We start from the raw sequence: 14,711 nt of genomic DNA on the forward strand, positions 1-14,711 counted from the left end.
AGTGACTGTAAATGATAGCGATCTGTAATGCTGCTGAGATGATGACGCTGGTTTGTCAAAAAAACGATATCTGGAGCTGTCTTTTGTGGCAGTAAAATGATTAAAAAGATCTCCTTTTCTACAGGTCAGGTGCCTGCCTTGCAAAGATAATAAGAGAAAATCACGCGTAAAGTCTGACTTTTATTGTATAATAGAAACAGCAGTTAAAAAAGAAAGAAGTATCATGAACATTCAACAATTACGATATGTGGTAGCTATTGCTAACAGCGGAACCTTTCGCGAGGCGGCTGCCAAACTTTTTGTCAGTCAGCCCAGCCTGTCTGTAGCTGTCAAAGATTTGGAGCAGGAGCTGGATTTTAAAATTTTTACACGAACAACAACAGGAGCAGTTTTAACAAGCCAGGGGCTGACTTTTTATGAAAAGGCACTGGATGTCGTCAAGAGCTTTGATTCTTTCGAGAAGCGCTATGCCAAGCCAGACAGTGATAAGAATCAATTTTCGGTAGCCAGTCAGCACTACGATTTTCTGCCGCCTCTTCTGATCGCCTTTTCTAAAAAATATCCGGAATATAAGGATTTTCGGATTTTTGAGACAACAACAGCCCAGATTTTAGATGAAGTGGCTGAAGGACACAGTGAAATCGGCATTATTTATATGAACCAGCAAAACCGCAAAGGTATCTTGCAAAAGATGGATAAGCTGGGCTTGGAATTTGTCGAAATGATTCCGTTTAAGACGCATATTTACCTGCGTCAGGACCATCCTCTGGCTCAAAAAGAACTTTTAACCATGGCCGATTTAGAAGGTCTTGAGACGGTTCGTTTCACTCAGGAAAAAGATGAATACCTTTATTATTCGGAAAATCTCGTTGATACCACCGGCAGTTCCTTGATTTACAATGTCACCGACCGGGCAACTCTCAATGGTATTTTGGAACGTACGGATGCCTACGCGACCGGATCAGGATTTTTAGACAGCCGCAGTGTCAATGGCATTACGGTCATTCCCTTGGATGACCAGCTGGACAATCGCATGGTTTATGTCAGACGCAGCAGCACGGCCTTGTCGACTTGTGCCCTCAAGTTTATCAACGTCATGTTTGCTTATTTTGAAACCTACCAGCCTTAAGGAGAACTTATGAGAAAGATATTATTGCCTTTTGCCGTTCTTCTTTTGGTTGGCTTTGATCAGCTCAGTAAAATGTTGGTTGTCAAATCAATTGCTTTGGGTGAAATCGTCAATGTGATTCCCAATGTTGTCAGTCTTACTTATTTGAAAAATACAGGGGCAGCCTTTTCAATTTTAGAAAACCAGCAGTGGTTCTTTACAATTATTAGCATAGTGGTGCTGGGAGCAGCCAGTTACTACCTTATCAAATTTATGCAGTCTGACGACGTCTGGCTGTTAGCCGGCCTGATTTTGATTATTGCCGGCGGTTTGGGCAATTTTATTGATCGCTTGCGGCTGGGCTATGTAGTTGATATGGTTCATCTTGATTTTATTGATTTTGCAATATTTAATGCAGCCGATACGTATTTGAGTATTGGAGTGCTGCTTTTGATTATTGCCTTATGGAGAGAAGAGAAAAATGGAGATTCGCATTAAAGAAGCAGGGGCGCGTCTGGATAAGGCGCTGTCAGATTTGACAGAACTGTCCCGCAGTCAGGCCGGTGAACAGATTAAGGCGGGGCTTGTTTTGGTTAATGGCAGAGCTCAAAAGGCCAAATATGCGGTTAAGGCCGGAGACGTAGTTATTTATGAGCTGCCGCAGGAAGAAATACTGGACTGCCCGCCTCAGGATTTGCCGCTTGATATTATCTACGAAGATGCCGATGTGGCAGTTGTCAATAAGCCCCAAGGAATGGTGGTACACCCTTCGGCAGGCCACCCTACTGGAACTTTGGTCAATGCTTTGCTCTTTCATATCAAAGATTTATCGACCATCAACGGCGTGGTAAGACCGGGCATTGTTCACCGCATTGATAAGGATACTTCGGGACTTTTGATGATTGCTAAAAATGACCAGGCCCATCAGTTTCTGGCTGATGAATTGAAAGAAAAGAAATCTTTGCGTCAGTATCTGGCTATTGTTCACGGAAATCTGCCAAATGACCGCGGTGTTATTGAAGCACCGATCGGCCGCAGTGACAAAGACCGCAAAAAACAGGCTGTGACAGCAAAGGGTAAGCCTGCCTTAACACATTTTCAGGTAGTGGAGCGTCTGGGTGACTACACTTTGGTAAAGCTGACTTTAGAGACTGGAAGAACCCATCAGATTCGCGTTCATATGGCCTATATCGGCCATCCGGTTGCCGGAGATCCGCTTTATGCACCTAAAAAAACGCTTAAGGGACAGGGACAGTTTCTTCATGCGGAGACCTTGGCCTTTACTCATCCTGTCAGCGGCCAACTCATGCGTTTTTCCGCAGAAGTACCGGCAGTTTTCCAAGAAACATTGGATCAGTTGCGCCGCCAGTTAAGCTAATACTCAATAAAAATCAAAAATAGACTAGGTAACGAGCTGCAGGCTGTACTAGGGTAGGCCAAAGTGATATAGTCAGGTTGTAGACAAACTCTATAGTTAGCATTTCACAAGCATACACATCTTAGGATAATATCAATTCACAATCTGTAAGAAAAATAGGCGAATTGAATGAGTCTGACCCAGATACTTTCCGCTGCAGCAAAAAACGAGAGTGGGACAAAAATCAGTAAATCGTGGTAAAATCACGATTTTGATTTTGTTGTCCCACCTCCGCACAGTTGATTAGGATGGCCGCTATCACTTGCCTAGCAAGGGATAAGGACCTCCAATCAACCACTGCGTCAAACTGCTATATCTTAAATAATTAAAGGAGGAAGGACTTTTGTCCCAGCCTCGTTCGGAGATTTTGAGACAGAGTATAAAATTAAAATCAGGATAGCAGCCGGCAGCACATGTTTGCCCGGTTTTTTTTGAGCCGACAGTTTATCGCGGTGGATTTCACAAGTTTTTGCTACAATAAATACATGAAAAAATCCAATCCTTTAAAAACAGAAACCAAACTGAAATATGTCCGCATGTTTTTACGCATTCTTACCTGGCTGGTGATTTTAGCGATGATCCTTTTGACCATTCATCTCTACAATAAGGGCTACCTGACAGATGTTCAAAAACTGCGTGCTGCCATGAAGCGTTACGGTACGTGGAGCCCGTTAATTTTTATTTTGTTGCAGATTATTCAGGTGGCTATTCCGATTTTGCCGGGAGGCGTTTCCACTTTAGCAGGAGTTCTTATTTTTGGTCCTGTCTGGGGCTTTATTTGGAATTATATTGGCATTTGCACCGGTTCTGTTTTAGGGTTTCATATTGCTAAACGGTTCGGACGCCCTGCTTTGGAAGCTTTCTTTAGTCCCAAGCTCCTTGAAAGCTATGAACACCGGACCAATTCGGACAGTAAATTTGCTAAATATTTCGCCTGGGCCATCTTTTTGCCGATTGCGCCGGATGATCTGCTCTGCTATTTGGCTGGGACAACCAGCATGACTTACAAACAGTTTATAACCATTATACTGTTAGGAAAGCCGGCGGCGATTTTGGCCTATAGTATGGGCTTAACGACCATTTTGTCAAAATTATTCGGCCTGGGCTGAGCCTGGTCTGTCTTGCTGACAGAAAAATATAGATGATGCTTGAAAAATAAAAGCAGTATGTTATAATAAATGAAATGAATATTCCTTTAACACTGTCCCGTGAGGCAGGCAAGGAGCTGGTTAGAAAAAAGTGCAGGGGAAACTGTACTTATATTTCGTGAAATCTCCTTGTATAAGGAGATTTTTTCTTATTTTTACAGAAAGGCATTCTATGAAAACAAAAGAAATTGTTGACGGTGTCACTATGAAGCGTGCTATTACACGCATCACTTACGAGATTATTGAGCGCAACAAAAGCCTTGATAAGATTGTTTTAGCAGGTATTAAGACGCGCGGTGTTTTTATTGCCCGCCGCATTCAGGAGCGTCTTAAGCAGATTGAAGGTATCGATGTCCCGATTGGCCAGCTTGATATCAGACCTTTCCGCGATGATATTAAAATCGAGGAAGATACAACCGACATGCCGGTTGATATTACAGACCGTGATGTGATTTTGGTAGATGATGTGCTCTACACGGGCCGCACTATCCGTGCCGCGATTGACAACCTTGTCGGTCTCGGCCGCCCGTCCAGAGTAAGTCTGGCTGTTTTAGTAGACAGGGGCCACCGAGAACTTCCTATCCGTGCAGACTACGTTGGGAAAAATATTCCAACCAGCGGCTCAGAAGAAATTGTTGTTAATATGACAGAGATTGATGGCAAAGATAATGTTTTGCTGCTTGCGAAAGAAGATTGAGGCTAATCTGTTGGATGCGGCCTGAGATATGGTGAATATCCGGCCGCAAAGCAAGCCCTTATGGCATTCTCTCAGAAAAGGACAGGTTCTAATGATAGTTACTGATGGTGTTGTGTCGCTTAAGCATTTGGTCAGCATGGAGATTTTATCCAATGAAGAAGTGCTTGGCTTAATTAAAAGAGGATTGGCTTTCAAAGAGAAAAAGGTTCATTTTTCGCTGGACAGGCAGTACTTTGCGGCAAATTTGTTTTTTGAATCGTCAACGCGGACTCACAAATCTTTTGAAGTGGCAGAGAAAAAGCTGGGTCTGGACGTTATTGAATTTGATGCTAAGACCAGCTCTGTAAACAAGGGTGAGACCCTCTATGATACGATTTTGACCATGAGTGCTTTAGGTGTTGATATCTGTGTTGTCCGCCATTCGCAGGATGACTATTATAAGGAGTTGATTGACAGCCGGACCATCCAAACGTCTATTGTAAACGGCGGTGATGGTTCCGGTCAGCACCCCAGCCAATGTCTGCTGGATTTGATGACCATCTATGATGAATTTGGAAGCTTTGAAAACCTTAAGATTGCCATTGCAGGGGATATTTCCCATTCTCGTGTGGCTAAGTCCAATATGCAGATTCTTAAGCGCTTAGGAGCCCAGATTTATTTTTCAGGGCCTAAAGAATGGTATTCTTCTGAGTTTGATGTTTACGGCAAGTATGTTGCCATGGATGAGATTATTGATCAGGTGGATGTTCTCATGCTGCTGCGTGTTCAGCACGAGCGCCATGATGGGCAGGGCAGCTTTTCAAAAGAGACTTATCACGCACACTACGGTCTGACCCAAGCTCGCTATGATCAGCTGAAAAGCTCTGCGATTATCATGCATCCTGCTCCGGTAAACCGTGATGTGGAGATTGCAGACAGTCTGGTAGAAGCCCCTCAGTCGCGCATTGTGGCTCAGATGCAAAACGGGGTTTTTGTCAGAATGGCTATTTTAGAAGCTATCCTTAAGGGAAAAACCTAATTAGAGCTGTAGAAATAAAGATAAAAAAGATAAATGAGAATTTCAGTCAGCCGTTTTTACTGAGCATCTGCGAATGCCTAAAGTGAAAACGTGCTGATCTTACTGAAAGGTAAAAATATGGGAAAGAGACTTTTAATTTTAGAAGACGGAACTATTTTTGAAGGACAGGCCTTTGGGGCAGACCTTGATGTAACCGGAGAAATTGTTTTTAATACTGGCATGACGGGCTATCAAGAGTCTATTACTGACCAGTCTTACAACGGTCAAATTTTGACGTTCACCTATCCGCTGGTTGGCAATTATGGCGTTAACCGTGATGATTATGAGAGTATCAAACCGACCTGTAAGGGAGTAGTCGTGTCAGAAAATGCCCGTCTGGCAAGTAATTGGCGTAAACAGATGACCTTGGATGAATTTTTGAAAGCTAAGAATATTCCGGGGATTTCTGGCATTGATACCCGCGCGCTTACGAAGATTATCCGTCTTCATGGGACAATGAAGGCGACTCTTACTAACGGCGGAGACGAAATAAACCACCTGCAGGATCAGCTGCGGGCTACTGTTCTTCCGACAAATAATATTGAGCAGGTATCCACCAAGGCAGCCTATCCGGCTCCGGGGATCGGTAAAAACATTGTTCTCGTTGACTTTGGTCTCAAGCATTCCATCTTGCGTGAGTTTTCAAAGCGCAGCTGCAATGTGACGGTTGTGCCTTATGATACAACTGCTCAGGAAATTCTTGACCTGAATCCGGACGGTGTCATGCTGTCTAACGGCCCCGGCAACCCGGAAGATGTTCCGGAAGCCTTGGATATGATTCGGGGAGTTCAGGGGAAAATTCCGATTTTTGGTATCTGTATGGGTCATCAGCTCTTTAGTCTGGCTAATGGCGCCACTACTTACAAGATGAAATTCGGACATCGCGGTTTTAACCATGCAGTGCGTGAAATTGCTACAGGACGGATTGATTTTACCAGCCAAAACCACGGCTATGCGGTGGAACGTGAAAGCCTGCCGGAAGAATTGATGATTACGCATGAAGAAATTAATGATAAGTCAATTGAAGGCGTGCGCCATCGCCATTATCCGGCCTTTTCGGTTCAGTACCATCCGGATGCTGCACCGGGACCGCACGATGCGTCTTATCTGTTTGATGAATTTTTAGAAATGATTGACGCTTTCCAGCAAGGTGCTAAAAATTAAAAAGAGAAACATTCCCATGTTCCAAGTGAAGGGAGAGACTTGCTGACAGAGACGTTTTTCACATTGGAAAATGATATTTAATGTTAACCAGAGAGCTAGCAAATAGGAGAAATAAATGCCAAAACGTACAGATATTAAAAAAATCATGGTTATCGGTTCTGGTCCGATTATTATCGGTCAGGCTGCGGAGTTTGACTATGCAGGGACACAGGCCTGTCTGGCCCTCAAAGAAGAAGGCTACAGTGTTGTGCTTGTGAATTCCAACCCGGCCACTATTATGACCGATAAGGAAATCGCAGACAGTGTTTACATCGAGCCCATCACCATCGAATTTGTAACACGTATCCTGAGAAAGGAACGGCCGGATGCTTTGCTGCCGACTCTTGGTGGGCAAACAGGTCTCAATATGGCTATGGAACTGTCCAGAGCTGGTATTTTGGATGAATTGGGTGTTGAGCTCTTAGGAACCAAGCTGTCTGCCATTGATCAGGCTGAGGACCGTGACCTCTTTAAGCAGCTGATGGAAGATTTAAAACAGCCCATTCCTGAATCTGATATTGTCAACAGCGTTGAAGAAGCGGTAGCTTTTGCCAAGGAAATCGGCTATCCTGTCATTGTCCGTCCGGCCTTTACCCTAGGCGGCACTGGCGGCGGCATGTGTGCCGACGAAGCAGAGCTCAGAGAAATTGCCGAGAATGGCCTCAAGCTCTCACCAGTAACCCAGTGTTTGATTGAACGCTCCATCGCTGGTTTTAAGGAAATCGAATACGAAGTGATGCGCGATGCGGCTGACAATGCCTTGGTGGTCTGTAACATGGAGAACTTTGATCCTGTCGGCATTCATACGGGAGATTCCATTGTTTTTGCGCCGACGCAGACACTGTCAGACATTGAAAATCAGATGCTGCGCGACGCCAGCCTCAGCATTATCCGTGCCCTGAAAATTGAAGGGGGCTGCAATGTTCAATTAGCGCTTGATCCAAATAGCTTTAAATATTATGTCATAGAAGTTAATCCGCGCGTGTCCAGATCCTCAGCTCTGGCGTCCAAAGCGACCGGCTATCCCATTGCCAAATTGGCTGCCAAGATCGCTGTCGGTTTGACCCTTGATGAAATGATTAATCCGGTTACCGGCACTACCTATGCTATGTTTGAGCCCGCTCTTGACTACGTGGTGGCTAAAATTCCGCGTTTTCCATTTGATAAATTTGAACATGGCGAACGCCGTCTGGGAACACAGATGAAAGCCACCGGTGAAGTTATGGCTATCGGCCGCAATATTGAAGAGAGTCTTCTCAAAGCCTGCCGATCGCTTGAAATCGGTGTTTACCACAATGAAATCGCAGAGCTCGCTGAGGTGACGGATGATGCCTTGGTTGAAAAAATTGTTAAGGCTCAGGATGACCGGCTCTTCTATCTGTCAGAGGCTATCCGCCGGGGCTACACCATTGAAGAACTGTCAGAATTGACAAAGATTGATATCTTCTTCCTTGATAAGCTGCTGCACATCTATGAAATTGAGCAAGCTTTAGCAAACCATATCAAGGATTCTGCTGTGCTTAGGGAAGCTAAGCGCAACGGTTTTTCAGACTGTAAGATTGCTGACATTTGGAAGATGTCAGCTGAGGATGTGCGCCAGTTTCGTCTGGATCAGCAGATCCTTCCTGTCTATAAAATGGTTGATACCTGTGCCGCTGAATTTGAATCGGCAACACCTTATTTCTATTCGACCTATGAGTGGGAAAATGAGTCCGTCAAATCGGACAAGGAATCCGTTCTCGTTCTTGGTTCAGGTCCGATTCGAATCGGTCAGGGCGTGGAGTTTGACTATGCCACTGTTCATTCTGTAAAAGCCATTCAGGCGGCTGGTTATGAAGCCATTATCATGAATTCCAATCCGGAAACAGTGTCGACGGACTTCTCAGTCTCAGACAAGCTCTATTTTGAACCATTGACCTTTGAAGACGTTATGAACGTTATCGAATTAGAGCAGCCAAAGGGTGTCATTGTTCAGTTTGGCGGGCAAACAGCCATTAATTTAGCTGAGCCCCTGTCCAAAGCTGGTGTGACAATCTTGGGAACACAGGTAGCTGACCTTGACCGCGCTGAAGACCGTGATCTCTTCGAGCAGGCCTTGAAGGATTTGGAAATTCCTCAGCCGCCCGGCCAAACAGCGACGAATGAAGAAGAAGCTGTTGATTCTGCCCGTAAAATTGGCTTCCCTGTTCTTGTGCGCCCGTCTTATGTTTTGGGCGGCCGCGCCATGGAAATTGTCGAAAACGAAGACGACTTGCGTTCCTACATGCGGACAGCAGTCAAGGCCAGCCCAGACCATCCGGTTCTGGTTGACTCTTACTTAGTCGGCCGCGAGTGTGAAGTTGATGCCATTTCTGATGGCAAAAATGTCCTTATTCCCGGAATTATGGAACATATCGAGCGTGCAGGTGTCCATTCCGGAGATTCGATGGCCGTCTATCCGCCGCAGACGCTTTCAAAAGAAATTCAGGAAACAATTGCTGACTACACCAAACGTTTAGCTATCGGTCTTAACTGTATCGGTATGATGAACATTCAGTTTGTCATTAAAGATGAAACGGTTTATGTTATTGAGGTCAATCCTCGTGCCAGCCGGACAGTTCCTTTCTTATCCAAAGTTACTGATATTCCCATGGCTCAGGTAGCCACTCAATTAATTTTAGGACGCACACTGTCTGAACTTGGCTATAGGGATGGACTCTATCCAGAAAGTCAAAACGTCCATGTCAAAGCTCCTGTCTTTTCCTTTACCAAGTTAGCTAAGGTTGACAGTCTTCTGGGACCTGAAATGAAGTCCACAGGTGAGGTGATGGGGACAGACTCAACTCTTGAAAAGGCTCTTTATAAAGCCTTTGAAGCTTCTTATTTCCATCTTCCGTCTTTTGGTAATGTCATCTTTACTATTGCTGATGATACAAAAGAAGAAGCACTGGATTTGGCACGGCGCTTTTCCGATATCGGTTACAGCATTCTCGCAACTAAGGGAACTGCCGAGTTCTTTGCTAAACATAGCTTAGACACTCAGGTTGTCGATAAACTCGGAGAAAATGATGCCAACGATATTCCTGCCTTTGTCCGAGCAGGCAAGGTTCAGGCCATTATCAATACGGTCGGCAACAAGCGTACCTTTGATGAGGACGGTGCGGCCATTCGCAGCTCTGCTATTGAACACGGGGTGCCGCTCTTTACAGCCTTGGATACGGCTGCTGCAATGGTTCGGGTTCTTGAAAGCCGAGGGTTTATTACGCAGGCTATATGATTTAAATGTAAAAAGGTCAGCTGATCTCCATAGGGTTTTCCCTTATATACAAAGCCAAATCAAAAAATCCTCAGAACTTAACTAGCTGCTTCTAGGAAAGGATGATAGGAGTTTTGATAGTTTTATAAAAATGGGAAACCCTTATTCAGCGGATTGTTGCTTAGGTTTTGAAGTGAGGGAGTGAAGTCAATCATTGTCATTTTTGCTTCACTCTCTTTTTTTCGTTTGTAGCCAGAAAAAACTTGACATCAACTGATAAAGGTTGTATATTTGTATTATAAAGTTAGAACAATAAGCTGTCTGTTTGATTTACATACAGCAGTCTTACATTTTTGTAAGGTTTTTGGGCAAAAGTGTAAGGCTTTTACGTTCGCTTTAACGGTATGATGAAAAGGAAAAAAGCAGGAGGAGAAGTTTATGCCAAAAAGAAAGGGAAAAATGACCAAAAAGAAAAAAGGCTGGATTATCGGGGGCAGCTTTGCAGCTGTTGCAGTTCTGCTGGGACTGATCTGGATTAGATTGCAGCAGTCCAGCCAAATAGAGTCACAGAATGTCGGCTATCAGACGGTTAAGGTAAAAGAGGGTTCTATCTCCTCATCAACCTTGCTTTCTGGGACAATCAAGCCTGAATCAGAACAGTATGTTTATTATGACAGCAGCAAGGGAAGCAATCCCAAAGTAGTAGTGGCTGCCGGAGATCAGGTTACTGCAGGTCAGCAACTGGTACAGTATGATACAGGCGAAGCCCAAGCGGCTTACGATCAAGCGGTTAGAAACCTTAACAAGGTTAACCGTCAGATTACCAATTATCAAAACTATGGGATTGCACCGTCAGCAGACAGTTCTGCTGACACTGGTTCTGCATCTGGCAATCCGGCAGCAGATGAAGGGAACGCTTCCGGTGCTCAAGGCAGCAATTCAGCAAGCGGTGTGACTGACAGCAGTGCAGCTGCTCTCACACCGACGAATTCTACGACCTATGATCAGCAGCTGCAGGACTTGTACGATGCCCAAGCCACTGCTCAAGATGAGGTAAACAAGGCTCAGACAGCTCTTAATAATACTTCTGTTACCAGTGAAGTCACTGGAACAGTGGCAGAAGTTAACAATGATATTGACCCTTCCGGTAAGACCAGCAAGGCTTTGGTTCATGTAACCAGCGAAGGGAAATTGCAGGTTCGAGGAACTCTGACAGAGTATGATTTGGCTAATATCAAGGTCGGTCAAGCCATTAAAATTAAATCCAAAGTCTATGATAATAAGGAATGGGATGGCAAAATCTCTTACATTTCAAATTACCCGACTCAGTCGGATCAGGATCAGTCTCAAGGTTCCGGCTCATCCGGCAGCGGTTCATCTTCCAGTGCGGCTGCTTACGAATACAAGGCAGATATTACCAGTGATTTAGGCGATTTGAAACAGGGCTTCACGGTATCTGTAGAAGTCGTTAACGAAAACAAGAGCCTTATTATTCCTGCATCGGCACTGGTGCGCCAGAATAAGAAAAATTATGTTTGGGTTTACGACAAATCAAACTCCCGAGTTTTGCGAAAAGAGGTTGCCGCAGGCAATGCCGATGCCAAGTCACAGGAAATTTCTTCCGGTCTTAACAAAGGACAGGTTATCATTGCTAATCCTGATAAGGGATTGAAAGAAGGTAAGAAGATTGACAAACCTTCTGCTAAAAACGATAAGGCTGGCGAGAAGGGGTGAGCAGTATGAGTGATAAAAAAGAGCTCATCCATCTTGAGGGTATTACAAAAAGCTATCATAACGGCAATCAGGAATTACAGGTTTTAAAGGGTATCGATTTGATTGTCAATGAAGGAGATTTTCTGGCTATTATGGGGCCGTCCGGTTCTGGGAAATCAACCCTGATGAACATTATCGGTCTTTTAGACAAGGCAACAGACGGCTCTTATGCTTTAGCAGATGAGTCCATCGAAAAGCTAAATCAAAATAAACTGGCACATCTTCGCAACGAAGAGATTGGCTTTGTCTTTCAGCAGTTTTTCCTTTTGTCCAAGCTTAATGCGCAGGATAATGTTGAGCTGCCTCTTATTTATGCAGGTGTATCAGCGTCTAAGCGCCATCAGCTGGCCCAGCAGTTTTTAGAAAAAGTCGAATTGGCTGACAGGCGCAAATATCTGCCATCAGAACTCTCCGGCGGACAAAAGCAGCGCGTTGCTATCGCACGGGCCTTGGTCAATAATCCCTCAATCATTTTAGCAGATGAACCCACGGGTGCTTTGGATACCAAGACCAGCAACCAAATTATGGAATTGCTGACTCAGCTCAATCATGAAGGGAAAACCATTATCATGGTAACCCATGAGCCTGAAATTGCTGATTATGCGACTCGCAAGATTGTTATCCGTGACGGAGAGATTACTTTAGATACGACTGACAGTGTCCGTATTGATTAAGGGAGGAAATTTTTATGCAAAATTGGAAATTTGCCCTTAGTTCAATTATGGGGCACAAGATGCGCTCCTTTCTGACAATGCTGGGAGTGATCATCGGGGTGACAGCCGTCTCTGTCATTATGGCCATGGGAACAGGCATGCGCCATTATATTACAGATCAAGCGACTAAATATCAGCATGATGTTCAGATTTATTACGCGTCAAATGATGAGGATGCACAGGAGCAGTATTATAGCTTAGATCAATCGCAGGAGGATGCACCTAAAATTAAAGAGGAGTGGCTTCAAAGCATTGTAAAAGAAGTTGATGGAATTGATAACTACTATGTGACTAATACAACTTCAAGCAATGTTCTCTATCAAAATAAAAAAGGCAAACAGGTTACTCTTACAGGTGTCAGTCAAGACTATTTTGATGTCAAGGGCTATAAAGTTGTAGCTGGCCGTCAGCTCAATACCAGTGATTACACGAACTTTTCGCGTTTTATCATGATCGATGAAATGTTAGCAGGAAAGTTATTCTCCAGTCATGAGGAAGCACTGAATAAGATTATTGAAGTCGGAGATAAAAAATACCGTGTTGTTGGGGTTTATAAGGATCCTGATGCCGGCTCGTCTGTCTATGGCATGAATTCAGATGGTAATGCTATTTTGACTAACAGTCAGCTGGCTTCTGAATTCGGTGTTGATGAAATTAGCAGCATTTATGTTCATGTGCCTGATGCCAGTGTTTCTTCAAGGGTCGGAAAAGAAGCAGCCAAACGGTTGACTAAGCTTTCCAATGCTTCTAATGGTCACTATACCATGTTTGACATCAGTAAAGAATTGCAAAGTGCTCAGTCACAAATCACTGCTATTACAACCTTTATAGGGATTATCGGCGGAACATCGCTTTTAGTTGGCGGTATCGGCGTGATGAATATTATGCTGGTGTCGGTAACAGAGCGTACCAGAGAAATTGGTTTGCGTAAGGCCTTGGGAGCTACACGCCGCAATATCTTGACGCAGTTTCTGATTGAGTCCATTGTACTGACCTTAATCGGAGGTTTTATCGGTTTGCTTTGCGCCTATGGTTTGACCAATGCTCTGGGCAATTCAGAAGGTCTGGTCAATGCTATCGGCAAACCTGTCATTGCATTGAACACGGTGCTGGTCAGCATCGCCTTCTCAGTCTTTATCGGTGCCGTCTTTGGTATTTTACCGGCCAATAAGGCAAGTAAATTAGATCCGATCGAAGCCTTGAGATATGAATGATACTTATCAAAAGGGAGAGTAGGAGAGACAGCCACAATAGCCGTCGCTCCTATTCACTCTTTTTCTTTGGACTATTCTGTAATATCTGGGCTGTCATTTGCTGAACAGACTGTTAAAAAGTGGACGGAAGGTTAAAATATTGCTATAATAAAACCAATTAAACAATAAGCCACTAGGGGTGCTGATTGCTGAGATTAACGAAAGTTAAATCCCTTAGACTTGAACTAGGTAATGCTAGCGTAAGAAATGTGGGAATCTTAATAACAGTGCCTTTTGGGGTATCTCAATCTCACACTTGCCGGTGTGAGATTTTTAGTTAACCAAAAAGGAGAAAAAGATGACAAAATTAGCGGTTGCTTTAAGTATTGCAGGAACTGATCCGACAGGCGGAGCGGGAATTATGGCAGACTTGAAATCTTTTCAGGCGCGCGGTGTTTACGGTATGGCAGTTGTCACCAGCGTTGTTGCCCAAAATACAACGGGTGTTCAGCAAATCGAAAATCTAAGTTTGGACATTTTAGAAGCACAGCTGGACAGTGTTTTTTCAGATATTGAACCGGATGCTGTCAAAACAGGTATGCTGGCGACAAAGGAAATGATGACGGTTATTAAACCTTATTTGGAAGGTTCAAAAGCAGCCTATGTTTTAGATCCTGTTATGGTAGCGACAAGCGGGGACGTCCTCATTGACGAAGAGGCCCGCCGGCACTTAAAGGCCGAGCTGCTTCCTTTGGCCAAAATAATAACACCTAATCTTCCTGAGGCAGAAGAAATTGCCGGATTGAAAATCCAAACTGCCGAGGATATTTTAAAGGCCGGAGAGATTATCCTAAGAGATTTTGGTCCGCAGGCGGTTCTTATCAAGGGAGGGCACCTGCAGGGTGATGCCACAGATTACCTTTTTACAAAGGATGAGAGATTTCATTGGTCCAGTCCAAGAATTGAAACAGTGCACACACATGGAACCGGCTGTACTTTTGCAGCGGTTATAACAGCTGAACTGGCTAAGGGTCGCACGCTGTATCAGGCTGTTGATAAGGCCAAGCAGTTTGTTACAAAGGCTATAGCTCAGGCACCGCAGCTGGGTCACGGCTCAGGTCCTGTCAATCACATGGCTTATCACGATTAAAAAAGCTGTATCTCTGA

Annotated in this window: 12 protein-coding genes and 1 riboswitch; all 12 genes read left to right on the forward strand. The window is 44.3% G+C overall.

Annotation, left to right across the window (positions count from 1 at the left end; translation table 11 throughout):
• The first annotated feature begins 223 nt into the window (after window positions 1-223).
• Window positions 224-1,129 (forward strand): LysR family transcriptional regulator, encoded by a 906-nt coding sequence (locus BMI76_RS03975; RefSeq protein ID WP_075346311.1) that lies wholly within the window; start codon window positions 224-226, stop codon window positions 1,127-1,129.
• Window positions 1,130-1,138: 9 nt separating this feature from the next.
• Complete coding sequence (lspA, locus tag BMI76_RS03980) at window positions 1,139-1,606, forward strand: signal peptidase II (RefSeq protein ID WP_075346312.1); 468 nt, start codon at window positions 1,139-1,141, stop codon at window positions 1,604-1,606.
• Window positions 1,590-2,486, forward strand: a complete 897-nt coding sequence (locus BMI76_RS03985; protein ID WP_075346313.1) for an RluA family pseudouridine synthase — start codon at window positions 1,590-1,592, stop codon at window positions 2,484-2,486. The genes lspA and BMI76_RS03985 overlap by 17 nt, the downstream gene beginning before the upstream one ends.
• A gap of 575 nt (window positions 2,487-3,061) precedes the next feature.
• A complete protein-coding gene (locus BMI76_RS03990; RefSeq protein ID WP_075346472.1) occupies window positions 3,062-3,634 on the forward strand; it encodes a TVP38/TMEM64 family protein in 573 nt (190 codons plus the stop codon).
• 211 nt (window positions 3,635-3,845) lie between these two features.
• Window positions 3,846-4,370: a bifunctional pyr operon transcriptional regulator/uracil phosphoribosyltransferase PyrR gene (gene pyrR / locus BMI76_RS03995; protein ID WP_075346314.1), complete on the forward strand. Its 525-nt coding sequence runs from the start codon at window positions 3,846-3,848 to the stop codon at window positions 4,368-4,370.
• A 91-nt stretch (window positions 4,371-4,461) separates the two neighbouring features.
• Window positions 4,462-5,388 (forward strand): aspartate carbamoyltransferase catalytic subunit, encoded by a 927-nt coding sequence (locus tag BMI76_RS04000; RefSeq protein WP_075346315.1) that lies wholly within the window; start codon window positions 4,462-4,464, stop codon window positions 5,386-5,388.
• A 117-nt stretch (window positions 5,389-5,505) separates the two neighbouring features.
• Window positions 5,506-6,591, forward strand: coding sequence for a carbamoyl phosphate synthase small subunit (locus tag BMI76_RS04005; RefSeq protein ID WP_075346316.1), 1,086 nt, complete (start codon window positions 5,506-5,508; stop codon window positions 6,589-6,591).
• Window positions 6,592-6,706: 115 nt separating this feature from the next.
• Complete coding sequence (carB, locus tag BMI76_RS04010) at window positions 6,707-9,886, forward strand: carbamoyl-phosphate synthase large subunit (RefSeq protein WP_075346317.1); 3,180 nt, start codon at window positions 6,707-6,709, stop codon at window positions 9,884-9,886.
• Between the two features lie 417 nt (window positions 9,887-10,303).
• Window positions 10,304-11,599: an efflux RND transporter periplasmic adaptor subunit gene (locus BMI76_RS04015; protein WP_075346318.1), complete on the forward strand. Its 1,296-nt coding sequence runs from the start codon at window positions 10,304-10,306 to the stop codon at window positions 11,597-11,599.
• 5 nt (window positions 11,600-11,604) lie between these two features.
• Window positions 11,605-12,312: an ABC transporter ATP-binding protein gene (locus tag BMI76_RS04020; protein ID WP_075346319.1), complete on the forward strand. Its 708-nt coding sequence runs from the start codon at window positions 11,605-11,607 to the stop codon at window positions 12,310-12,312.
• A gap of 14 nt (window positions 12,313-12,326) precedes the next feature.
• Complete coding sequence (locus BMI76_RS04025; protein ID WP_075346320.1) at window positions 12,327-13,565, forward strand: ABC transporter permease; 1,239 nt, start codon at window positions 12,327-12,329, stop codon at window positions 13,563-13,565.
• Window positions 13,566-13,729: 164 nt separating this feature from the next.
• A riboswitch (TPP riboswitch) is annotated at window positions 13,730-13,829 on the forward strand.
• Window positions 13,830-13,902: 73 nt separating this feature from the next.
• Entirely contained in the window at window positions 13,903-14,694 is a 792-nt protein-coding gene (thiD, locus tag BMI76_RS04030) for a bifunctional hydroxymethylpyrimidine kinase/phosphomethylpyrimidine kinase (RefSeq protein ID WP_075346321.1), read from the forward strand.
• Window positions 14,695-14,711 lie beyond the last annotated feature (17 nt).

The organism is Streptococcus sp. 'caviae' (genome assembly GCF_001937065.1).
Taxonomy (GTDB): domain Bacteria; phylum Bacillota; class Bacilli; order Lactobacillales; family Streptococcaceae; genus Streptococcus.